This is a genomic window from Streptomyces sp. NPDC102514 (genome assembly GCF_055584525.1).
In genome coordinates this window covers 272707-294872 of record NZ_JBVJLW010000001.1, presented here as the reverse complement: position 1 = coordinate 294872, position 22166 = coordinate 272707, and the positions used below count along the sequence as shown (strand labels likewise).

Genomic DNA, 22166 nt, shown 5'->3' with positions numbered 1-22166 from the left:
ATGCCGGTGCGGGGTGCCGGGGGCGGGGTGCCGGGGGGGCTACGACGCGCCCGGTTGTTCGCGGGCCGCGCGGGCCCAGCGGCCGAGGAGGGGGACGCAGTCCTCGGCGAAGTACTCGTAGTCGGCGGCGGTGTTGTAGACGTGCGCGGACAGCCGCATGTAGCCGATGCCGTCGAAGCTGGTGAAGGCCGCCTCCACGCCGAGTTCGCGGGCGGCCCGGTCGCGCAGCGCGTCGGCCTCGATCCGGGTGCCGGCCAAACCGTCCGGCAGGCGTACCAGCCGCATGCCCGGGACCGGCATGCCCACGTCGACGGTGCCGTTGACACCGGTCAGTTCGGCGAAGGCGGCGCCGATGACACGCTCGCCGTAGCCGGCCAGCTCGTCCATGTACCGGCGGGCGGTGTCCCAGCCCCAGGTGCTCTCGACGAAGTCCAGGGCCGAGGGGGCCGCGAGATAACCGGTGGCGTCGATCGTGCCCTGCTGGTCGAAGCGGTCGGGGTACGGATCGGCGGCGCCCCACGAGTCGATCAGGGGGTACAGCTCCTCGCGCAGCTCACCACGGGCGACCAGCGTGGCGGTGCCGCGGGGCGTGCAGCCCCACTTGTGCAGGTTGCCCACCCAGAAGTCGCAGGTCAGGCCATCCAGCGGGGCCTCGATCAGACCGGGGGCGTGGGCGGCGTCCACCAGGAGCGGGATACCGCGCCGCCGGGCCTCCGCGCCGACCAGCTCCACCGGCAGCCGGCGTGCGGTGGCGGAGGTGATCTGGTCGAGGACGATCAGGTCCGTGTCGTCGTCGACCGCGGCCATGACGGCCTCGTACGCCTCCTCCTCGCTCGCCTCCAGCGGCACCCTGGCGGTACGCACCTCGCCGCCCCAGCGCCTGGCGAGGCGCTCGGCGCCCATGGTCACCGCGCCGTAGCCGTGGTCGGTGACGACGATCGCGCCGCCCCTGCGCCGCTGGAGCGAGGCGAACACGACGCTGATGCCGGCGCTCGCGTTCGGCACCAGGGCCACGTCGTCGGGGGCGACCCGCAGGAAGGCCGCGAGGTCGATCCGGGCGGTGGCGATCCGCTGCGGCAGGGCCGGAAACCACACCACCGGCGAACTGTCCATCTCGGCCCGGAACTCGTTCTGCCGCTCCTGGGCCACCAGGGGCACCGCTCCGAACGAGCCATGGTTGAGGTGCTTCATGACGGGGTCCAGCGACCACGCCCGCGCCGCGGGGCGGCCGTCCGCCAGCAGCAAGGGACGCGGGGCGGTGGTGACCTCGGTCTCGCTCACATCACTCCACATCTACCGAACCCGAGTGCCCGCCGACATCCCGTCTGCAGTCCGCAGACATCTGACATCGGGTGGGACACGTATGATGACTCGGCATCCTGCACGGCATTTTTGCGCCACGCAAGAGGTGTGCAGCGATAGTCATCAGATGACTTTGGACCGATACATCGGAGACATCTGACGACTCGGAGTCGCTAGAGTGCCCGAGGGTTACGGTGCTGCCGCCGGCCCGCCACGGGAGGAATCGGATGTCCGCAGTCGACAGGGCGTTCCACGGCCTGCGCCACATGATCGCGACAGGGCGGCTCGGGCCGGGTGAACGCATTCCGCCCGAGGCGGAGCTGGGCGAGGAACTCGGTGTCTCAAGGGGCCCGTTGCGCGAGGCCGTACGGATGCTCTCGGCGCTGGGCGTGGTCGAACCACGGCACGGCTCGGGCACCTATGTGTCCCAGCTGAGGCCGGAGGACATCATCGGCAGCCTCTCACTGACCCTCGAACTCCTGCCGCTGACCGGCCTGTTGGAGGTGTACGAGATCCGGCGGGTGCTGGAGGCGCATGTCGCGGCCAAGGCCGCCGCGCGGCGGACCCCCGAGACGGTGCAGTCGCTCTTCTCCCTCATCGAGGCCATGGAGGCGACCGAGGATCCCACCGAGGCGTCGGACCTCGACCACCGCTTCCACGCGGAGATCGCGCGGGCGGCCGAGAATCCCACGCTGGCGTCGCTGCTCGCGGTCTTCCGTGCCCGCTCCCGCAAGTACCAGATCTTCACGCTGCCCGAGGGGCCGGAGCTGCGGCGCAAGAGCGACGCGGACCATCGCGTGCTGGCGACCGCGATCTCCGACCGGGACCCCGGTGCGGCCGCCGGCGCGGCGGAGGCGCATGTCGCTCAGACCGAGCGGTGGTTGCGGGCGTTCATGCCGCCCGTGGAGGAGGTGGACGACGACGGCGTCCCTGCGTGACGGGTGCCTTGGGCGGCGGCGGCTGGAACGTTGGGTGGGTCGTCGGGTGCGGGTGCGTTGTGGTTGATTGCGCCGTTCCCCGCGCCCCTGAAGAGGTGCATCGTCGGGTGCGGGTGCGTTGTGGTTGATTGCGCCGTTCCCCGCGCCCCTCAAGGGGTGCATCGTCGGGTGCGGGTGCGTCGTGGTTGCTCGCGCCGTTCCCCGCGCCCCTGACGGGGTGGATCGTTGTCTGCGGGTGCCTCGTGGTTGCTCGCGCCGTTCCCCGCGCCCCTTAGACGCCCGGCGTTTCCGTCAGCCGTTTGCCCACCCTCGCCGCGGTCTCACGTAGCCAGATGTGGGCCGCGTCGTGGGTGTGTACGGGGTGCCACCACAGGGCTTCGCGCAGGGGGACCGCCTCGTACGGGGGCGGCACCACGCGGACGGCCGCGAGGGGTGCGAGGAGGCGGGCGAGGCGTGCCTGGACCAGGGCGATGCGCCGGGTGCCCGCGACCAGCAGCGGCAGCAGCTGGAAGCTGTCGACGGAGACCTCGACGCGGGGCTCGATCCCGAGCATGCCCAGCTGGCGTACGGCCGGCGAGTCGTAGGTGCGCTGATAGGTGACCCAGGGCAGCCGGGCCAGGTCCGCGCGGGTCAGGCGGTCCCCCACACCGGGGTGGTCCGCGGACACGACGAAGACCCAGCGGTCCTCGTACAGGTCGGTGGCCGGGAAGCCGCTGACGACCCCGTGCGGCATGAGCAGTCCGTCCGTGGCACTGAGCAGGGTGGCGGTGTCGTCGACCACGGTGGGCGGTGTCTGGCTGAATCGCAGCCGGATACCGGGGGCCTCCTCGTGCACGACACGGGCCAGTTCGGTGCCGAAGACGGCGACGGCGTAGTCGGACGCCATCAGCCTGAACTCACGGTTCTCCTTGGCCGGGTCGAAGTGGGCCTGGCTGGCGAAGAGGCGTTCCAGCAGGTCGTAGGCGGTGGAGGTGCGGTCCAGGAGTACCTGGCCGAGGGCGGTGAGTTCGTAGTGGGCGCCCACCCGTGCGAGCAGGTCGTCGTCGAAGTGGCGGCGCAGCCGGGCGAGGGCGGCGCTCATGGCCGGCTGGCTGAGCCCGATGCGCTCGCCGGCGCGGGTGACGTTGCGCTCCTCCAGCAGGGCGCGCAGGGCGACGACGAGGTTGAGATCGAGGCGGGCCAGATTCACGGCGTCTCCCTTGCCACTTCCCTTGGCATTTCACTTGTCGGTTCCCTTGGCGACACGGCCGACAGTATGGCGTTGACCAGGGAGGAATAAACCCCGTGGATGCTTGTCATCCACACAATCTATTTCCCTGATCACGGGCGCCGGGTCCAGATTGGTCCCACCGCAATCAGGAGGACATGTCCGTGAAACCCGAAGCCGCGTCCGCACCCTTCGCCGGACGTTTCGCCCTCGCCACGCTCTCGGTCCCCGACGGGCCGCCCTTCCCCGCCCTCGTCACGGCGGACGCCAGGGTGCTCGACCTCCGGACCGACTTCGGCGACGAGCGCCTGACCGTCCGCGCTCTCCTGGAGGACTGGGACGGGGCGAAGGAGCGGTTGTCGGCGCTGGCCGGCCAGGGTGGTCCGCGGAGCGGGCAGCTGGCGGACTTCCGGGTGCACGCCCCCGTGGAGCCGCGTCAGGTGTTCCAGTCCGGCGCCAACTACCGGCAGCACGTCATCGACCTGCATGTGGCGCACCGCGACCCGGCCGACGACCGGTCCGAGGAGGAGCGCCGCGCCGAGGCCGCCGAGATCATGGACCGCCGGGCGGCCCAGGACCTGCCGTACGTCTTCGTCGGGCTGCCGAGCGCGATCACCGGCCCGTACGACGAGGTCGTGCTGCCCTCCTGGGCCGAGAAGCCGGACTGGGAGCTGGAGTTGGCCGCCGTGATCGGCCGGCCTGCGCATCAGGTGTCCGTCGAGGAGGCGCTGGACCATGTCGCCGGGTACACGATCGCCAACGACCTCACCGACCGGGCCACCGTCTTCCGCCGGGACATGCCCCAGATCGGCACCGACTGGCTGCGCAGCAAGAACGCCCCCGGCATCACCCCGCTCGGCCCCTGGCTCGTGCCGGCCGAGTCCGTCGCGGACCCCGGCGACCTGCGCCTGGTGCTCAGGCTGAACGGCGAGACCATGCAGGACGAGTCCACCGAGGACATGCTCTTCGACGTCGCCCGGGTGGTGTCCTACGCCTCCCGGACCGCCCGGCTCCTGCCCGGCGACCTGGTGTTGACCGGTTCCCCGGCGGGCAACGGCATGCATCACGGCCGGCTGCTGCGGGACGGTGACGTCATGGACGGCTCCATCACGGGTCTCGGCGCCCAGCGCACCCGCTGTGTGGCGGAGGCGGCCCGGTGAACCTGGACCCCGCCGACCCCGAGGGCACGATCGCGCGGGCCGCCAAGGCGTACTCGAACTGGGGCCGTTGGGGCGCGGACGACGTGCTCGGCACACTGAACCACCTCGACGAGGCCAAGCGCCGCGAGGGTGCCGCGCTGGTGCGCAGGGGTGTCAGCTTCTCCCTCTCCCAGCGGTTCGACATGAACGGCCCGCAGAAGGGCTGGCGGCGGCGCACCAATCCGGTGCACACCATGCTGGACACCGGCACCGACGCGGCGCTCGGCAACCAGGGCTTCCCGCACGGCATCGGCGGCGCCGACGACGTGATCGCCATGCCGCTGCAGTGCTCCACGCAGTGGGACGGGCTCGGGCACATCTTCGACCACGGCAAGGCGTGGAACGGGCGTCCGGCCGAGCGGGTCGTCACCTCCGACGGCGATCTGGTGACGGGCATCGAACACATGGCGTCGCACGTCGCCGGGCGGGGCGTACTGCTGGACGTCGGCCGCATGATCGGCGCGGACGGCGTGAGTGGCGTGGAGGGGATGGCCGGTGCAGATGGGGCGGGCGGCTCGGGCGGTGCGGTCGGCGAACTGCCCGACGGGTTCGCCGTCACCGAGCGCCACCTGACCGCGACCGCCGAGGCCCAGGGGGTCGCGATCGGCCGCGGCGACATCGTGCTCGTCCGCACCGGGCAGCTCGCCCGGGCCCGCCGCGACGGCTGGGGCGACTACGCCGGCGGTCCCGCGCCCGGCCTGTCCTTCACCACGGCCGGCTGGCTGCATGGCAGTAAGATCGCGGCGATCGCCACCGACACCTGGGGCTTCGAGGTACGGCCCAACGAGTTCGAGCACGCCTTCCAGCCGCTGCACCAGGTGGCCATCCCGCACATCGGCCTGCTGATCGGCGAGATGTGGGACCTGGACGCGCTCGCGCGGGACTGCGCGGCCGACGGGGTGTACGAGTTCTGGCTCACCGCCGCACCCCTGCCCATCACCGGCGCGGTCGGCTCCCCCGTCAACCCCATCGCCATCAAGTAGCAACAGGAACAAGGGAGTTCCCCATGAACACACCCCGCAAGGTCCTGGTGATCGGCGGCGGCGCGGCCGGCAGCGCCGTGACGATCCTGCTGCGCCGCGCCGGCCTCGCGGTGGACCTGATCGAGGCCAGGAGCGACTGGAACGCCACCGCCGGCTCCGGCATCACCCTCCAGGGCAACGCCCTGCGCGTACTGCGCGAGCTGGGCGTCTGGGACGAGGTGGAGGCGTCCGGTTTCGGCTTCGCCTCGGTCGGCATCACCGCTCCCGACGGCACCGTGCTGCATGTGCAGGAGGACCTGCGGACCGGCGGCGACGACCTGCCCGCCACCGTCGGTATGCAGCGCCCCCGCCTTCAGCGGATCCTGATCGAGGCCGTGCGCGCCAGCGGCGCCTCGGTCCGTCTGGGCACCACCGCCGAGATCCTGGACCAGGACGCGGAGGGTGTGTCCGTCCGCTTCGGCGGAAGCCCGGACGACGGCTCCGAGGCACCCGAGGACACCGCAAGGCGCTACGACCTGGTGATCGCGGCCGACGGCCTGGGATCCGCGACCCGCGCCGCGATCGGCATCGCGGACAGGCCCGAGCCGACCGGCATGGCGATCTGGCGGATCGCCGCCCCGCGCCCGGCCGGACTGACCCGCACCGACCTCGCCTACGGCGGTCCCGCCCACATCGCCGGTTACTGCCCCACCGGCGACGACTCCCTGTACGCCTATGTCGTCGAGGCCAACCGCGACCGCGCCTCGATACCGGCCAGGTCGCACGCCGACGAGATGCGGCGCCTGGCCCGCTCGTACGGCGGTTTCTGGCCGGAGATCACCGCGCACATCACCGATCCGGCGCAGGTCAACTACACCTGGTTCGAAAGGCTGTTGGTCGAGGGTTCCTGGCATCGCGGCCGGGTCGTGTTGATCGGCGACGCGGCCCACTGCTGTCCGCCCACCCTCGCGCAGGGTGCCGCACTGTCCCTGGAGGACGCCTGGGTGCTCGCCCAGTTGCTCACCGGGTCCGACCCGTGGGACGACGCGCTCTTCAAGGCGTACTACGAGCGGCGGATCGCCCGGGTGCGTCCGGTCGTGGAGGCGTCCGTACAGCTCGGGCAGTGGCAGCTGGACGGGGTCCGCGACGCCGATGTGCCCGGCCTGATGGACCGCACCATGACCATGCTGCGGGAGCTGCCGTGACCGCCCACGGCCAAGCCGCTGCCCCCACGGTCGACGTCCACGCCCACGTCCTGATCCCCGAGATCGAGGCGCTGGTGGAGGGGCGTCCGGGGCTCGCCGAGGCGCGGGGCGTGGACGCCCGCCGCAACGGTCCGGCCGCCCTCGCGGTGAGCGGACCCATGGTGCGCGACCGCTTGCCCCGGCTGACCGACGCGGCCGTACGTCTGGCCGCCATGGACACCCAGGGCGTGGACATCCAGCTGGTCAGCCCCTCCCCGTCGCACTACCACTACTGGGCGGACGAGGACACGGCCGAAAAGGTGTACAGGACGGCCAACGAGGCGACGGCGGCGCACTGTTCGGCCGCACCGGACCGGCTGCGCGGCCTCGGGCTCGTACCCCTGCAACACCCGGACCGGACGGTCGAAGCCCTCGACCACGCCCTCGCGCAGGGCCTGGCCGGGGTGGAGATCTCCAGCCACGCGCCCGGCCGGGAGTTGTCCGACCCGGCCTACGGACCCTTCTGGGGGCGAGCCGAGGAGACCGGCGCGGTCGTCTTCCTGCATCCTTTCGGGTGCACGCTCGACGAGCGCCTGGACCGGTGGTACTTGTCCAACACCGTCGGCCAGCCCACCGAGAACGCGGTCGCCCTCTCCCACCTCATCTTCTCGGGCGTACTGGACCGCCATCCCCGTCTCAAGGTGCTGGCGGCCCACGGCGGCGGCTACCTGCCCACCCATATCGGCCGCTCCGACCACGCGTGGTCGACCCGTTCCGACGCCGGTGCCGCCTGTGCCCAGCGGCCCAGCAGTTACCTGCGGCGCCTGTACTTCGACTCGCTCGTCCACGACCCGCACATCCTGCGGGAGTTGGTGCGGGTGGCCGGCGCGGACCGGGTGCTGCTCGGCTCCGACTTCCCCTTCGACATGGGCACCGAGGACCCGGTCGGCGCCCTGCGCGCGGCCCGGCTCCCCGACGCCGACTTCGAGGCCGTACGCGGCGGCAACGCGACCGCCCTCCTGAGGAAGGACCGACACCCATGAGCGCACGCCTGCTCACCCATCTGCGGCACGTCGACCTCGCCGTGCCCGACTACGACAAGCAGCTCGACTTCTACTCCGGCGTCTGGGGCCTGACCAAGGTCGCCGAGGACTCCGGTATCTCCTTCCTGGCCGCCGAGGGCTCCCCGGAGCAGTACGTCGTGCGGCTGCGCAGGGCTGAGGAGAAGCGCCTCGACCTCGTCTCCTACGGGGCCGCCAGTCCGGCGGACGTCGACACTCTCGCCGAGCAACTACTCGCCGGTGGCGTGCAGTTGATATCCCGGCCGGGCAGGGTCGACACGCCCGGCGGCGGCTACGGCTTCCGCTTCTTCGACGTCGACGGCCGCACCGTCGAGGTCTCCGCGGACGTGGAGGTGCGCGGGCACCGCAGGATCGAGGAGAAGGAGGCCATTCCGGTCAAGCTGTCGCACGTGGTCCTCAACTCCCCCGATCTCGACCGCACCCGGCGCTGGTACGAGCGCCACCTCGGCTTCCTGCTCTCCGACACGCTCAGCTCGCCGCACATGGGCGAGGTCATGCACTTCATGCGGATCAGCAACCAGCACCATTCGATGGCGCTGGCCAAGGGCCCGCACACCGCCCTGCATCACGTCTCCTTCGAGATGCGCGGCCTCGACGAGTACATGCGCGGCTCGGGCCGTGTCATGCGCGCGGGCTTCAAGAAGATCTGGGGGCCGGGACGGCACATGGCGGGCGACAACACGTTCACGTACTTCCTCGACCCGCACGGCAACACCGTCGAGTACACGACGGAGTTGGAGGAGCTGGACGAGGACACCTGGCATCCGCACGTCTACGACTTCTCGCAGCCCGAGGTCACCGACCAGTGGGGCACCGCCAACCCGATGAACGAACTGATCGCCAAGGAGTCCTTCAACGACCCCGACCGGGGTGTGTTCATCGCCCCGCCGGTCTGATCCGCCCGGCCCGTCAGGAGAGCCCGTATGCGCTTCGCCACGTACGTCCACCACCACCGGACCCAGGTCGCCGTGGTGGCGGCGGACGACACCCTGTACCCCCTGCCCGCCGTCCGCTCCCTGACCGACCTGCTCGACGCGACGGACGGTCTGCCAGGACTGCTGGCGGCGGGGGCGGCGGCTCTCGGCGGGCCGCCCGGACCGCATGTCTCCCAGGTACGGCTGCTGCCGCCGCTGCGGCCCACGTCGGTACGGGACTTCGTCACGTTCGAGGAACACGTCGAAGGCGTACGCCGTGCCGTGGACGGTACCTCCGGCGTGCCCGAGCAGTGGTACGCGGCGCCGACGTTCTACTTCACCAACCCGCACGCCATCCACGGCCCCGGGCAGGACGTACCCGTGCCACCCGGGTCGGTCGCCCTGGACTTCGAACTCGAAGTGGGCGCCGTCATCGGACGGGAGGGCCGGGACCTCACACCCGAACGGGCCCGCGACCACATCGTCGGCTACACCGTCCTCAACGACTGGTCCGCCCGCGACCTGCAGTCCGCCGAGATGAAGGTCGGGCTCGGTCCGTGCAAGGGCAAGGACACCGCGACCACGCTGGGCCCGTACCTCGTCACCGCCGACGAGTTGGAGCCGCACCGGGACGCCGAGGGTTTCCTGCGGCTGGCCCTGACCGCCGAGATCAACGGCCGGGTGGTCGGCAGGGACCTGCTGTCCCACATGAGCTGGACCTTCGAGGAGATGACCGCGTACGCGTCCCGCGGCACCCGTGTCGTACCGGGTGACGTCCTCGGCTCCGGCACCTGCGGCAACGGCGGCTGCCTCGCCGAACTGTGGGGCCTGCGCGGTGAGCAGGACCCGCCACCGCTGAAGCCCGGAGACACGGTCACCCTCACCGCCGAGGCCATCGGCACACTCACCAACACCGTCGTCCCGGGGGTGGAGCCGGTCCCCCTGCCACCGGCCCGGCAGCGGCGCGCCTGAGGGGCGCGAGGGACTGTCCGGCCGGCCGCGGGTCCGCCGTGGCCGGCCGCGCAGTCCCCCGCGCCCCTCAGAAGCGCCCCTCAGGCGCGCCGGTCAGGCCCGCCCACGGGCGAGCCGCCCCGCCAGCAGCGGGATGACGACGGCCGCGGCCACCAGATGGGACACGGCCAGCACGATCTGCGTGGACGTGGCGGTGTGCGGGGCGACGGCCGGGCCCGCCAGGGACAGCACGGTCAGCGCGACGGTGATCACCACGAAGGTGCGGGCGGGCCGCCCGGCCCAGCGGGCGAGAGCCATCGCCAGGACGCCCCCGACGACCGACCAGAACAGCACGCCCATGGCGAAGCCGCCCACCGGAATCTCGGCGGCCTCCGTCGCCCCGGGACCGGCCGCCTCCATCGGCACACCGGCGCCGCGGGCGACGAGAGCGAAGACCTCGGTCACCACGGCTCCGGCGAGCACCGCGAGGACGCCGACCTGCCACACGGGACGCGTGCCGAGGGACTGGGCGAAGGACTGGTTCCGGGACGCGATGACGCTCATGGCAGAGTCTCCTGTCGGCAATTCCTGGGTGGTTGGCCTTACATGGAGTCAGACCGGAGCGAGGCCAGGAACTGAGCGGTCACCGGGCAACATTTTTCAGGTCGGGCCGGGGCCGGGTCGGGCCCCGGCTCAGGTTCCCGTCACCGCCGCGGCGGCCCGCCCCGCCGCCCGTCCGGAGAAGAGGCACCCGCCCAGGAACGTTCCCTCAAGGGACCGGTAGCCGTGGACGCCGCCCCCGCCGAACCCGGCGACCTCCCCGGCCGCGTACAGGCCGGGCACCGGCGTGCCGGCCGCGTTCAGGACCCGGCCGGAGAGGTCGGTCTGGAGGCCGCCCAGGGTCTTGCGGGTGAGGATGTTGAGGCGAACGGCGATCAACGGACCGGCACTTGAGTCCAGGATCTTGTGCGCCGCCGCCGTCCGGCTGATGCTGTCCCCGGGGTAGGAAAGGGCGTTGCGGATGCCCATGACCTGGAGGTCCTTGGTGTAAGGGTTGTCCATCTCCCGGTCGCGCGCCTCGATCTGGTGCTGCAGGCCGGCCAGGTCGATCAGTCCGTCGCCGGTCAGCTTATTCATGCCGCGGACGAGTTCGGACAGGGTCGTGGCGACGATGAAGTCCACGCCGTTCTTCTTGAACTTCTCGATCGGCTCGGGCGTCTGCCAGATGCGCGAGAGCAGCTTCCAGATGTTCTTCTCGGTCAGGTCCGGGTTCTGCTCGGAGCCGGAGAGCGCGAACTCCTTGGCGATGATCTTCTGCGTGGTGACGAACCACGAGTAGTCGTACCCGGAGGCGGTGATCGACTTCAGCGTGTGCAGGGTGTCGTAGCCGGGCATGTCCGGCGCGCTGAACCGTTTGCCGGTGGCGTCGAACCACATGGACGACGGGCCCGGCAGGATACGGATGCCGTGCCCCGGCCAGATGGGGTCGTAGTTCCTGAGGCCCTCGGTGTAGTGCCACATCCGGTCGGGGTTGACGATCCGGCCGCCCGCCTTCTCGGTGATCGCGAGCATCCGGCCGTCCACATGCGCCGGCACGCCGGTGATCATGGTCTTGGGCGGGGTGCCGAGCCGGGTCGGCCAGTTCTGCCGTACGAGGTCGTGGTTGGCGCCGATGCCACCGGAGGTGACGATGACGACCGGGGCGCGCAGCTCGAACTCACCGACCACCGTGCGGGAACTGGGCTTCCCGCGGGCGGCGTCGCTCGGCTCCAGAACGGCGCCCCGGACGCCGGTGACGGCCCCGTTGGTCGTCACGAGCCCGTCTACGCGGTGCCGGAACTTGAAGGTGACCTTCCCGTCCGCGTTCGCCGCCCGCACCTTCTTCTCGAACGGTTCGACGACCGCAGGACCCGTGCCCCAGGTGACGTGGAAGCGCGGCACCGAGTTGCCGTGTCCGTCCGCGAGGCCGCCGCCGCGCTCCGCCCAGCCGACGATCGGGAACCACTGCACGCCCAGACCCGCGAGCCAGGAGCGCTTCTCCCCGGACGCGAAGTCCACGTACGCCTCGGCCCACTTGTAGGCCCAGTGGTCCTGCCCCGACGTCTCGGTGATGCCGCGGTCGAAGCCGGCGGTGCCCAGCCAGTCCTGCCAGGCCAGTTCCTGGGAGTCCTTGATGCCCATCAGCCGCTGTTCGTCGGAGTCGACGAGGAACAGGCCGCCGAAGGACCAGAACGCCTGACCGCCGAGGTTGGTCGCCGGTTCCTGGTCGAGGAGCAGCACCCTGCGGCCCGCCGCGGCCAGTTCCGCCGTGGCGACCAGGCCGGCCAGTCCGCCTCCGACGACGATCGCGTCCGCGTCCGAGGCGGCGGCCGAGGCCGCGAAAGCAGGCGCGGTGGCCTGCGCGAGGGCGGTGGCGGCGAGCGCGCCGCCCGCCGCCGTCAGGGCACGGCGCCGAGTGATCGCGGCCAGGGCCGGTGAGTTCTCCATGGACTGCCTTCCGGAGGAGACGGAGGAGCTGCAGGACGGGAAAGGTGAGACGGGATACGGGATACGGGGGATGTTCCTGGGACTGCCGCACTGTTACCGTCGGTAGCCCACAGGGAACCAGGTCGTCACAGCGATGTGGTAGTGGCCGGACACCAACGTGCGGACGGCTTCGTTGTGGCCCGGCGACAGCGGCGCCGACCGACCACGCGCGGACCGCGGAGGGAGAATCGACGCATGGCTGTCGTCCACGAGCGCGAACCGGTCACCGAGATCCTGCGGACGATGGCCGTCGACGACGACGTGTGCGGCGAACTCGTCCGCGCGGCCCGTGCCCACTCCCCCGAGGTCGCCCGGCTCACCGAGGCGGAGAGCCGCTCCCACGTGAGGGCCATGATCCGCGCCGCCGGCGAGTGGTTCGCCACCTTCGACGGGGTCGAGCAACAGGACTTCACAGCAGCCCTGTTACTGGGGGCCGACCGGGCGGGCCAGGGTGTCGCGATGACCGCGGTGCTGCGCGGAGTCCAGGCCGGGCTGGGCCGGGCACTGGAGATCACCGTCGAGCGCTGCCGGGCGGCGGGAGTTCCCGACGGCACCCTGCTCGGCGTCGTCCTGCGCCTCAACGAGTACGGCAACGCGATCGAACGCCATGTGATCAACGGCTACCGGGCCGCCGAGCGGGCCACCCCGCACGAGAGCGCCGAGGTCCGCACGAACGTCCTCCGCAGGCTGCTGGTCGGCGGAGTCGTGCCGTCGCCCCTGGAGATGGCGGGCGCCGGGATGCGGCCGGGCGGCGGACCGCACCACTGCGTCGTCGCGGACGCCGGCAACCCCGCGGCCGTACGCCTCCTCACGGACCGGCTCTCCGGTCTCGGCGCGGTGTCCGGCCTGATCGAGGGGCGACCGGCCGGCCTGTGCCGGCGGATGCCCGGGATCGGGGAAGCGGGAACGTCGGCGCTGGTCGTGGTCTCGCCGGCCGCCCCTCTGGAGGAGATCCGCCCGCTGTACCGGCTCTGCGTCCGGGCCGTCGACATCGGTGTACGGCAGGGGCGTCAGGGCCTGTACGAACTGACCGACTTCGCCGCCGAGATCGCCCTCGCCGACCAGCCGCTCCTGGGCGCGCACCTGAGCGCCCGACTCCTGGGCGCCCTCGACGAGTCGGACGCCTTCCACCGCCAACTCGCGGTCACCGCACTGACGTTCCTCGACAACGGCCGCCGTCTCGACCAGAGTGCGACGGCCCTGTTCACCCATCCCAACACCGTCCGCTACCGGCTCGGCCGCCTCCAGCAGATCACCGGGCACCCGCTGACCGACCTCGCGTCCGGCCCCCTGGCCGAACCGCTGAGCACCCTGCACTGGTGGTGGGCCCTGACCACCTGGCTGCGGCAGGACCCGGAACCGCTGTAACCACCGCGGTCAGCTGCCGAGTTCGGGCCTGCGGTCCCCCTTGCGGTCGCGGCGGGCCAGCAGACGCTGGGCGCGCGTCAGACCGTTCGGGAGGTTCCTGCGCAGCGCGGCGCGGGCGGCGTTGGAGCCCGGGGCCCCGTGCACCCCGCCTCCCGGATGCGCGGAGGCCGACGCCAGGTAGAGGCCCTTGACCGGGGTCTCCGGGCGCCCGGTGCCCGGGACGGGCCGGAACACGAGCTGCTGGTGCAGGGCCGTGGTGCCGCCGTTGATGGCGCCCCCGTGCAGATTGGCGTCGAGAGCCTGGAGGGTGGGTGGTGCCAGCACGCGCCGGGCCCGGATCAGGGAGCGGAACCCGGGCGCGAAGCGCTCGACCTGCCGCTCGACCCGGTCGGCCATCAGCTCCTGCTCCTTGGTGTCCCAGCTCCCGGTCAGTCCGTCGTCGCCCGCGTCGCCCTTGATGCGGTGCGGGACATGGGTGTACGCCCAGGCCGACTCGGTGCCCTCGGGCGACCGGGTGGGGTCGGCGGTCGTCATCTGCCCGAACAGCGCGAACGGCCGGTCCGGTACCTGTCCCATGGCGACCTGTGCCGCGAACCGGGTCAACTCGTCGACACCGTCCGCCAGATGCACGGTCCCCGCGCCGACGGCCCCGGGGGCCTGCCACGGCACGGAGCCGTCGAGGGCCCAGTCGACCTTGAAGGTGGCGAAGTCCCACTGGAACCGGCGCAGATCCGCCAGCACCTGCGGGGGCAGGTCGGCGCTGTCCACCAGTTCGCCGTACAGCGCGGGGGCGGACACGTCCGCGAGTACGGCACGGGCTGCGGGCACCGTCTCGCCACCGGCCGTGCGCACCGCCACGGCCCTGCCCTCCCGGACGACGACGCGGCTCACGCGCTCCCCGCACCGGAGCACCCCGCCGCGCTCCTCCAGCCGCCGGGTCAGCGCCCCGATGAGGGCGCCCGAACCGCCGACGGGGACGGGAAACCCGTATGTCTGGCCCAGCATCGACATGAGCCAGCCGAAGCCGCCGCTTCCCGCGGCCTCGGGGGCGAGGTCGGCGTGCAGCGCGTTGCCCGCCAGCAGCAGTCTGCCGCCCTCGCCGCGGAACTCCTCCTCGCCGAGCCGCCGTACCGGCAGCATCATCGACCGGGCCAGGCGCAGCCCGCCGGCGGTCCGCAGGCGCAGGGCGAGCCGGGCGCCCGCGCGGACCGGCGGGAAGGGGGTGAACAGCGCTTCCAGCAGGTCGGGGCGCAGCCGTTCCCAGACCCGGTGCAGCTCGCGCCAGGCGTCGCCGTCGCCGTCGGCGAAGACGTCCAGGGACGCGGCGGTGTCGTCGAGGTCTCGTCCGAGCACGGCGCACCGGCCGTCGGACAGCGGGTGGGCCAGTACGCGGGGCGCATGGCTCCAGCGCAGCCCGTACCGCTCCAGGTGGAGTCCGGAGAGGACCGGGGAGGCGGCGGCGAGGGGGTAGAACGAGCTGAAGAGGTCGTTCGTGAAGTCCGGGTCGACCCCGTGGTCGTGCCGGACCGCGCCTCCGGGCTCGTCCTGTTCCTCCAGGACTTCGACGCTCCAGCCCTCGTCGGCCAGGAGGTTGGCGGCGACGAGCCCGTTGGGACCGGCTCCGACGACTACCGCGTCCGGCATGAATGCCTCCCGTCCCGGTCCCGTGTCGCACGGCCGACGCCGGTCATGCCGGCCTCGGCTCCGCGCGGGCGGGCCGCGACTCGCTCGTCCCGTTCTCCTCGCACACGTCGGCCAGCCGCTTGAGCATGGCCCGGTGCCGCACCTGGATGAGCCCCTCCACGGCCACGTTGTGCAGGGCGCCGCCGGCCCCCTGCAGCGGATGCTCGTCGATGATCACCAGCGTGTACTCGCCCCAGGGCCGCAGTTCGATGGCGATACGAGCCGTGCCGAGGGGGCCCGCGATCGCTTCCAGTTCCAGCTCGCGCTCCTCGACGCACGCCCGGACGACGGACTCGTTGCGCAGGGTCCAGAACCCGACCCGCACCTCGTAACCGATCGCGGCGTGCACCTGCGGCCACCGACCGCGCACGGGGTACGAGGACGCCGTCCCCACGACCCAGTCCGCGTACCGGGTGCCGTCGGCCAGGACGGCCCACACCTCGCGCGGGCTCTTCTTGATGAGCCTGTGGCGTACGGCCACCTCTGCCTCCCTCGTGTCGCACCCGTCGGTAGCGGAGTGATCGGTGCCGAGTCCCCCGGCATCCGCGGTTCAACCGACCGGCGACCTGCCACTGCCGATGCCGTCGGGGGCGCCGGGGGTCCCGGTGCTGCCGGAGTCGTCCGCCCGGCCGCCCGCGCCGAGCAGGCCGGTGGGGCGGAAGGCCTCCCGGGCCGCCAGCCGGGGCAGCGCACGGCGCGACACGCGCAGCACGACCGGCGGCAGCGCGACCCGGCCGAGCTGGGCGGCGAGCAGCCAGCCGGGCACGTACACCGCGGTGCGGCGGCGCTCGACGGCCCGCACCAGCCTGGCCGCGACGTGCTCCACGGGATGGACGCGGCGGGCCGGGGGCGGCATGTGGCCGCGCAGTTCGCGCAGCACGGCGTGCTGGTCGGCGTCGCGGATCATGTCGGTGTCGGTCCAGTTGAGGTAGGCGATGCCCACCGCGACACGCTGATGCGCCACCTCGGCCCGCAGGGAGTGGGCGAAGGCCTCCACGCCCGCCTTGGAGGCGCAGTAGGCGCTCATCATCGGTGACGCGCCGATCGAGGCCAGGGAGGCGACCTGGAGGTAGTAGCCCGCCGTGTCCACCAGGTCCGGCAGGAAGGCGCGTGCGGTGATCGCGCTGCGGGTGAGGTTGACGTCGATCACCCGGCGCCAGGACGCGGCGTCCGACTCGGCGAAGGGGCCGCCCTCGGCGATCCCCGCGTTGGCGATCACCGCGGAGGGCTTGCCGAGGGTCGCGCGCACACCTCGGGCCGCGTCGGCCATACCGGCGTCGTCGGTGATGTCCACCTCCCAGGCGACCGCGCGGGTCGGCAGTTCGGCCGCCAGGGCCTCCAGGGCCGGTTTCTCGTGACCCAGGAGTGCGAGGTGGGCGCCTCGGCGGGCCAGGTCCCGTGCCAGGGCGGCGCCCAGGCCGCGGGCGGCGCCGGTCACCACCACGGTCCGGCCGCGCAGGGGGTCGTGTTGCACGGGTCTCCCTTCGTACGGGCTCCTGTCGGCTCCCGATCCGATGGGGACGATTCCCGGTGACGGGCTTGTCCGGATGCGGGTGGGGGCGCCCGTTTCCATCGGACCACGAGTCGGTGTGCACCGCCCGGCGTCGGGTCGTGCGTCGGCTGCGGGCCGGTGGGGGCCTGTCGCGGCCCGGACGGGGGCGCGGCGGTATCAGGGAACTCAGGGGTCTCGTCAGAGTCATTGACGTGGTCGGGGCTGGACCCTAATTTCTGATCGATCTCCCGAACCGCGTTCGACATACCGACCCACGGCATTCGCCGGGGCCCTTCGTCACGCCCGCACCCGCTTGGAGACCACGATGAGCGCACGACCCCAGCCGTCCCGGCGCCTCTTCCTCGGCATGGCCGCCGCCACTCCCCTGGCCGCGTCCGGCGTACTCACCCTCGGCGCCGGTACCGCCCACGCTGCGGACTCGGCGTACGTGATGTGCTACTTCACCGAGTCGACCAGCCTCGGCCTCGGCACCGACTACGGGCTGCATCTCGCCGTCAGCACCGACTCCCTCAACTGGACGCCGCTCAACCAGAACAACCCCCTGGTCACCCCCACGGCGGGCGCCCTCGGCCTGCGCGACCCGTTCCTCATGCGCAAGCAGGACGGCACGTTCGTCGTCATCGCCACCGACCTCAAGGGCACGGACTGGAGCTACAACAGCCAGTACATCCATGTCTGGGACTCCGCCGACCTGCGCACCCTCACCGGTTACCGCCGGCTCAAGCTGCACGACATGACCACGCACAGCTGGGCACCCGAGGCGTTCTGGGACGCCGGCCGGGGTCAGTACGCGGTCATCTACTCGTCGGTCAACTCCAGCGGCCACAACGTCATCATGGTGAACTACACCGGCGACTTCGTGACCGCGTCGGCGCCTCAGGTGTTCTTCGACCCCGGGTACGACGTCATCGACGGTGACATGGCCGTCGGTGTGAACGGCTACAACTACCTCTTCTTCAAGAAGAGCGGGACGCTGGTGGCGGCGAGGTCCACCTCCCTCAACCCGGGCAGCTTCACCGAGTTCAGCGCGGGCGTCGCGCACGGCGGCACCGAGGCCCCGACCGTGTTCAAGTCGCTGACCAGCAACAACTGGTACCTCTGGGGTGACACCTACACACCCAACGGGGTCTTCTACGCCTGGCAGTCCAGCAACCTGGCCTCCGGCACCTGGACCGCGCTCGACCAGAGGACCTACACCCAGCCGGTCAACTCCAAGCACTGCGGCATAGCGACGATCACCACGACCGAGTACAACAACCTGCTCACCAAGTGGGGCGCCCCGGCCTGGAACCGGCTCAAGTCGTACAACTACCCGGACCGCTACGTCCGCCACGCCAACTACGCCGCCCGCATCGACACCTACCCCTTCGACCTGTACACCGACTCGCAGTGGAAGCTCGTCCCGGGCCTGGCCGACAGCTCCGGTGTCTCCTTCCAGTCGGTGAACTACCCGACCCGCTATCTGCGGCACTACAACTACGCACTCCAACTCGACGTCAACGACAGCACGTCGGCGTTCGCGGGCGACGCGACCTTCTACCGTACGGCGGGCCTCGCCGACTCCTCCTGGGCGTCGTTCCGCTCGTACAACAACCCCACGCGCCACATCCGCCACTCGAACTACGTGCTGCGCATCGATCCGGTCTCCACGGCCACCGAGCAGCAGGACGCCACGTTCCGCGTCGGGTACTGACAACCGGGCAACCGGGCGCGTCGCGTACCGCGCGTCAGTGATCGCCTATCTTGGCGCGTATGCAGTCATACACGATCGGCCAGGCGGCGCGTCTGCTCGGGGTGAGCCCGGACACCGCACGGCGCTGGGCGGACGCGGGCCGGATGGTCACGCACCGGGACGAGGGCGGGCGGCGCCTCATCGACGGCAAGGACCTGGCCGCCTTCTCCGTCGAGCTCGCCAAGAGCGACTGCGAGGACGACACCTCGTACACCTCCGTCCGTAACGCCTTTCCCGGCATCGTCACGGCGGTGAAGCTCGGTGATGTCGCCGCCCAGGTGGAGATCCAGGCCGGGCCGCACCGGCTGGTGTCGCTGCTGACGCGGGAGGCCGTGGAGGAGCTGGGTCTTGAGGTCGGGGTGGAGGCCACCGCCCGGGTCAAGTCGACGAACGTACATATCGACCGGGCCTGAGCGGTTCGCGGGCGGTCAGGTCCGGTTCGCGTCCGACCGTCCCGGGGAACCGGTGGCGGTCGAGTCGAGATACGTCCGCAGCAGTACGTCCAGTGCCTCCCGTACGCCTGCCCGGCGCGCCTCCGTCAGGAGTGCCCCGGCGAGTACGGACGGCGGGTCGTCGGGGCCGGTCACCAGGCCCACCCGCGGCCCGTGCGCCGGTCCGTCCAGCGGTACCACCCGCATTCCGTCCGGTACGCCGAACATGTGCAGCCACGCGTGCGAGATCACGCTCGACCAACGACCGCCGGGGAGGTGCGCGTAGAGGCCGGCGACGCTGTCCGACTCGATCGCGGGGGCCGCGGTGGCCCCGTCGGCGGCGAAGCACTCGTCGATGATGCGGCGGTTGCGCATACGGGAGTTGAGCAGGCACAGCGGGAGCGCGGCGGCGGCCGACCAGCTCGCCGTCGGGGCGCTCCCGAGTGGGCCGGCGACCGGGGTCAGCAGCATGTACCGCTCCTCGTACAAGGGAAGCCGTCGCACCCCTCGCAAGGAGTCGTCGTCGAGGTAGGTCATGGCAGCGTCCAGCTCGAACTCGGCGAGACCGTGGGTGATGTCGACCGAGGACAGCGACTCGATGCTGACCCTGGCCCGGGGGTGGCGGTCGCAGAACGGCGTGGTCAGGAGCGAGGCGGTGGGCAGGGCCGTGGGGACCACGCCCAGGCGCAGGGTGCCGGTCAGTCCGTCACCCAGGGCGGACAGTTCCTGGCGGAGGGCGTCACCCTCGGCGAGGATGCGGTGCGCCCAGGCCAGCACCACCTCGCCCTCCGGGGTGAGGCCCTCGTAGCGCCGGCCGCGTCGCACGATCGGCACGTTCAGTTCGTGTTCGAGACGGCGGATCGCCGCGGACAGCGAGGGCTGGGAGACATGGCAGGCGGCCGCCGCGCGGACGAAGTGACGCTCCCGGGCGAGCGCGACGAGGTATTCAAGCTGGCGCAGTTGCACGCGTGACCTCCCAGGGGCACCGGGCCCTCAGTGTCCGGATCCCGGCATCCGCGCCTCGGCAAGGAGACGTAGGAGCCGGCCGGTGCGCGTCAGTCCGTGCGGCGCACGGCCCGTGCCAGGAAATGGTGGGCCGCGTCCTCGTAACAGTCCAGGTCCCAGCCCGCCGCGTGCAGCGCCGGACCCAGGTTCTCCTCGGCCAGCGGGTCGTCGGGGTCCAGGGCGCGGCCGTGGCGGGCGGCCCGTTCGGCGCGGCCGGAGGGATGGAAGAGCAGGAGGACACCGCCGGGAGCGGTCACCCGGGCCCATTCGCGCAGGGCGGTCGCGGGATCGGGGACATGGTCGACCAGGCCCGCACTGAAGATGCCGTCCAACGACCCTGCGGGCAGGGGGAGTCGGCACGCGTCGGCCAGCAGAAGTCCGGTGCGTCCCTTCCCTGCGGCGGCCGTGAGCATCGCCGGGGTGAGGTCCGCGCCGAGCACGACACCCCCGGCGCCGACCTCGGCGCGCAGCGCGGGCAGGGCACGGCCGCTGCCGCAGCCCACGTCCAACACCCTTTTTCCGGGGCGCAGTCGCATACGTGAGACGGCGGCCGTGTAGCGGGGGCCGTCGACGGCGAAGCGCTCCTCCCACGCGGCGGCCCGGGGGGTGAAGAAGGCGCGGGTCGTGGTCGCGGTCGCCCGGGACGCGGCCAGGGTGGCGAAGCGTTCGAAGGCGGTGTCCCGGTGCGGGGCCAGTGCCGCGAGTTCGGCGGGAGCGGCGTCCTGGAGGTCCGGGGCGGTCGCCGCCTCTCCCGGGAAAGCCGTCGCGAAGGCGCCGACCGCCTCCTTGTCCACCTCCAGGTGGAACTGTGTACCCCAGGCCGAGCCGCCGATCCGGAACGCCTGGACCGGGTAACGGTCGCAGGACGCCAGCAGGGTCGCGCCGGCCGGGAGGTCCATGGTGTCGTCGTGCCGGTGCAACACGCGCAGGCGCTCGGGCACTTCGGCGAACAGCGGATCGGTGACCGCGGCCTGAGCCGTCCGCACCTCTCCCCAGCCGACCTGCCGGCTCGCGCCGGGACGGGCCGTGCCGCCCGCCGCGACGGCCAGCAGTTGCGCGCCGAGACACACCCCGAGCACGGGCACCTCCGCGTCCAGCGCGGCCCGCAGCAGCGACAGTTCGGCCGCGCGGGTCGGAAAGGCCGGGGAGTCGTCGTACGCCGCCATGGGGCCGCCCATGACGACCAGCGCGGCCAGTCCCGCGGGTGACCCGGGCACCGGGTCCCCGGCCCAGGTCCGGCACACGCGCACCGGCAGTCCCGCCGCCTCCAGCGCGGTGCCGAGCGCGTACGGGCCCTCGTGGGGCAGGTGCTGGACGACCAGGACGCCCGTCGGTTCGGTCCAGCTCACAGAAGGTAGCCACCGTCCACGCGGATCGCGCTGATGCCGCTGATGTGCCGGGCGCCGCAGCGGTCCTGAGGCAGCACCAGCTGCGGTCCCGGACCGTCGAGCGGGCTGTTGTCGATGGTGGCCGCGAGCAGGACGGGGGCGCGGCCGAAGTCGGGGTCGATCTCCGCCCAGGACAGCAGCGCGTGGTGGCCGTCCCTGCCGGACACCGCGATCAGGAAGCGCAGGCGTTCCTTGCGGCGGGCGGGGTCGAAGCCGGGGCCCGCCGCGATCAGTACGTCGTGCAGCAGGGGTCCGGTGAACCGGTGCCGCTGGATGCCGCTGGTCGCGCACTCGAAGCTGACCTCGGTCTCGTGCTGCGGCCAGGCGAGCAGGTCGGACACCGTCAGCCGGGCCGGACGGCTCAGATCACCGGCGAGGGCGAGCTCCGCCACCGGACCGGCGGCCGTACCGGCGACTGCGAGGGAACTGACTCACGGGCACCACCTCCCGGATGACCGTACCCGGACGCACGCCCCGTGCAAACGCACATGCCAGCTGGTCTGATCCCTGACCCCGCTGGTGCGAAGCGACAAGAGACTTTGACCTTGCATCTGCGGCAGTATCATCTACGCGTGCACACCTGCTGTTCCCCGTCCGGCCGGTGAGGGCTGCGCCCAAGGTCAAAAGCTGGGGCGCAGCCCCGCTTTTGAGGGGCGCGGGGAACTGCGCGAACGACCCCCACCGGCCCGCAGACGAAGGGCCAGGCCGGGGCGCAGCCCCGCCTTTCAGGAGCGCGGGGAACGACGCGAACGGTCCGTCAGGACCACAGATGGCACAAGGT

The 22166-nt window shown here is 71.9% G+C and carries 20 protein-coding genes; 10 read left to right on the top strand and 10 right to left on the bottom strand.

Features of this window, described 5'->3' with window-relative positions; all coding sequences use genetic code 11:
* Positions 1–39 precede the first annotated feature (39 nt).
* Positions 40–1281, bottom strand: a complete 1242-nt coding sequence (locus ACZ60E_RS01365) for an aminotransferase class V-fold PLP-dependent enzyme (RefSeq protein WP_469436859.1) — start codon at positions 1279–1281, stop codon at positions 40–42.
* Positions 1282–1529: 248 nt separating this feature from the next.
* Here ACZ60E_RS01365 and ACZ60E_RS01360 point away from each other — a divergent pair, with 248 nt between their 5' ends.
* A complete protein-coding gene (locus ACZ60E_RS01360) occupies positions 1530–2240 on the top strand; it encodes a FadR/GntR family transcriptional regulator (protein WP_384805489.1) in 711 nt (236 codons plus the stop codon).
* A 271-nt stretch (positions 2241–2511) separates the two neighbouring features.
* Here the strand turns inward: ACZ60E_RS01360 and ACZ60E_RS01355 are convergent, their stop codons facing one another.
* A complete protein-coding gene (locus tag ACZ60E_RS01355) occupies positions 2512–3429 on the bottom strand; it encodes a LysR family transcriptional regulator (RefSeq protein ID WP_469436855.1) in 918 nt (305 codons plus the stop codon).
* A gap of 176 nt (positions 3430–3605) precedes the next feature.
* Here ACZ60E_RS01355 and ACZ60E_RS01350 point away from each other — a divergent pair, with 176 nt between their 5' ends.
* Genes ACZ60E_RS01350 through ACZ60E_RS01325 form a run of 6 tightly spaced genes read left to right on the top strand, consistent with a single transcriptional unit; the run spans position 3606 to position 9760 of the window.
* Positions 3606–4607 (top strand): fumarylacetoacetate hydrolase family protein, encoded by a 1002-nt coding sequence (locus ACZ60E_RS01350; RefSeq protein WP_469436853.1) that lies wholly within the window; start codon positions 3606–3608, stop codon positions 4605–4607.
* A complete protein-coding gene (locus tag ACZ60E_RS01345) occupies positions 4604–5629 on the top strand; it encodes a cyclase family protein (protein WP_469436850.1) in 1026 nt (341 codons plus the stop codon). The genes ACZ60E_RS01350 and ACZ60E_RS01345 overlap by 4 nt, the downstream gene beginning before the upstream one ends.
* A 23-nt stretch (positions 5630–5652) precedes the next feature.
* Positions 5653–6813: an FAD-dependent oxidoreductase gene (locus tag ACZ60E_RS01340; protein WP_469436848.1), complete on the top strand. Its 1161-nt coding sequence runs from the start codon at positions 5653–5655 to the stop codon at positions 6811–6813.
* A complete protein-coding gene (locus tag ACZ60E_RS01335; RefSeq protein ID WP_469436846.1) occupies positions 6810–7835 on the top strand; it encodes an amidohydrolase family protein in 1026 nt (341 codons plus the stop codon). The genes ACZ60E_RS01340 and ACZ60E_RS01335 overlap by 4 nt, the downstream gene beginning before the upstream one ends.
* On the top strand, positions 7832–8770 hold the full coding sequence (locus ACZ60E_RS01330) for a VOC family protein (RefSeq protein WP_469436844.1): 939 nt from the start codon (positions 7832–7834) through the stop codon (positions 8768–8770). Before ACZ60E_RS01335 ends, ACZ60E_RS01330 begins: the two co-directional genes overlap by 4 nt.
* A gap of 27 nt (positions 8771–8797) precedes the next feature.
* Positions 8798–9760, top strand: a complete 963-nt coding sequence (locus ACZ60E_RS01325; protein ID WP_469436842.1) for a fumarylacetoacetate hydrolase family protein — start codon at positions 8798–8800, stop codon at positions 9758–9760.
* 93 nt (positions 9761–9853) lie between these two features.
* Here ACZ60E_RS01325 and ACZ60E_RS01320 read toward each other — a convergent pair whose 3' ends face one another.
* Positions 9854–10303, bottom strand: a complete 450-nt coding sequence (locus ACZ60E_RS01320) for a DUF6069 family protein (RefSeq protein ID WP_469436839.1) — start codon at positions 10301–10303, stop codon at positions 9854–9856.
* 129 nt (positions 10304–10432) lie between these two features.
* Entirely contained in the window at positions 10433–12226 is a 1794-nt protein-coding gene (locus tag ACZ60E_RS01315) for an FAD-binding dehydrogenase (protein ID WP_469436837.1), read from the bottom strand.
* A gap of 234 nt (positions 12227–12460) precedes the next feature.
* On the opposite strand from ACZ60E_RS01315, the gene ACZ60E_RS01310 reads away from it, so the two are divergent.
* Positions 12461–13633 carry a PucR family transcriptional regulator gene (locus tag ACZ60E_RS01310; RefSeq protein WP_469436835.1) on the top strand — a complete coding sequence of 391 codons (1173 nt, stop codon included), beginning with the start codon at positions 12461–12463 and terminating at the stop codon, positions 13631–13633.
* Positions 13634–13642: 9 nt separating this feature from the next.
* On the opposite strand, the gene ACZ60E_RS01305 is transcribed toward ACZ60E_RS01310, so the two are convergent.
* From ACZ60E_RS01305 to ACZ60E_RS01295, 3 genes are all read right to left on the bottom strand, one after another.
* The gene (locus tag ACZ60E_RS01305; RefSeq protein WP_469436833.1) at positions 13643–15277 is read right to left on the bottom strand and encodes a phytoene desaturase family protein; all 1635 of its coding nucleotides are present in this window, start codon (positions 15275–15277) and stop codon (positions 13643–13645) included.
* A gap of 43 nt (positions 15278–15320) precedes the next feature.
* Positions 15321–15797: an SRPBCC family protein gene (locus tag ACZ60E_RS01300; protein ID WP_453792056.1), complete on the bottom strand. Its 477-nt coding sequence runs from the start codon at positions 15795–15797 to the stop codon at positions 15321–15323.
* A gap of 69 nt (positions 15798–15866) precedes the next feature.
* The gene (locus tag ACZ60E_RS01295; protein ID WP_469436830.1) at positions 15867–16790 is read right to left on the bottom strand and encodes an SDR family oxidoreductase; all 924 of its coding nucleotides are present in this window, start codon (positions 16788–16790) and stop codon (positions 15867–15869) included.
* 343 nt (positions 16791–17133) lie between these two features.
* Here ACZ60E_RS01295 and ACZ60E_RS01290 point away from each other — a divergent pair, with 343 nt between their 5' ends.
* Both ACZ60E_RS01290 and ACZ60E_RS01285 read left to right on the top strand, forming a co-directional pair.
* Positions 17134–18522 carry a glycoside hydrolase family 43 protein gene (locus ACZ60E_RS01290; RefSeq protein ID WP_469436828.1) on the top strand — a complete coding sequence of 463 codons (1389 nt, stop codon included), beginning with the start codon at positions 17134–17136 and terminating at the stop codon, positions 18520–18522.
* A gap of 59 nt (positions 18523–18581) precedes the next feature.
* On the top strand, positions 18582–18974 hold the full coding sequence (locus ACZ60E_RS01285; protein ID WP_469436826.1) for a TOBE domain-containing protein: 393 nt from the start codon (positions 18582–18584) through the stop codon (positions 18972–18974).
* A gap of 15 nt (positions 18975–18989) precedes the next feature.
* Here ACZ60E_RS01285 and ACZ60E_RS01280 read toward each other — a convergent pair whose 3' ends face one another.
* The 3 genes from ACZ60E_RS01280 to ACZ60E_RS01270 form a co-directional block, all read right to left on the bottom strand.
* Complete coding sequence (locus ACZ60E_RS01280; RefSeq protein ID WP_469436823.1) at positions 18990–19958, bottom strand: LysR family transcriptional regulator; 969 nt, start codon at positions 19956–19958, stop codon at positions 18990–18992.
* 89 nt (positions 19959–20047) lie between these two features.
* Positions 20048–21346, bottom strand: coding sequence for a methyltransferase domain-containing protein (locus ACZ60E_RS01275; protein WP_469436821.1), 1299 nt, complete (start codon positions 21344–21346; stop codon positions 20048–20050).
* Positions 21343–21777, bottom strand: a complete 435-nt coding sequence (locus ACZ60E_RS01270; protein WP_469436819.1) for a molybdopterin-dependent oxidoreductase — start codon at positions 21775–21777, stop codon at positions 21343–21345. The genes ACZ60E_RS01275 and ACZ60E_RS01270 overlap by 4 nt, the downstream gene beginning before the upstream one ends.
* Positions 21778–22166 lie beyond the last annotated feature (389 nt).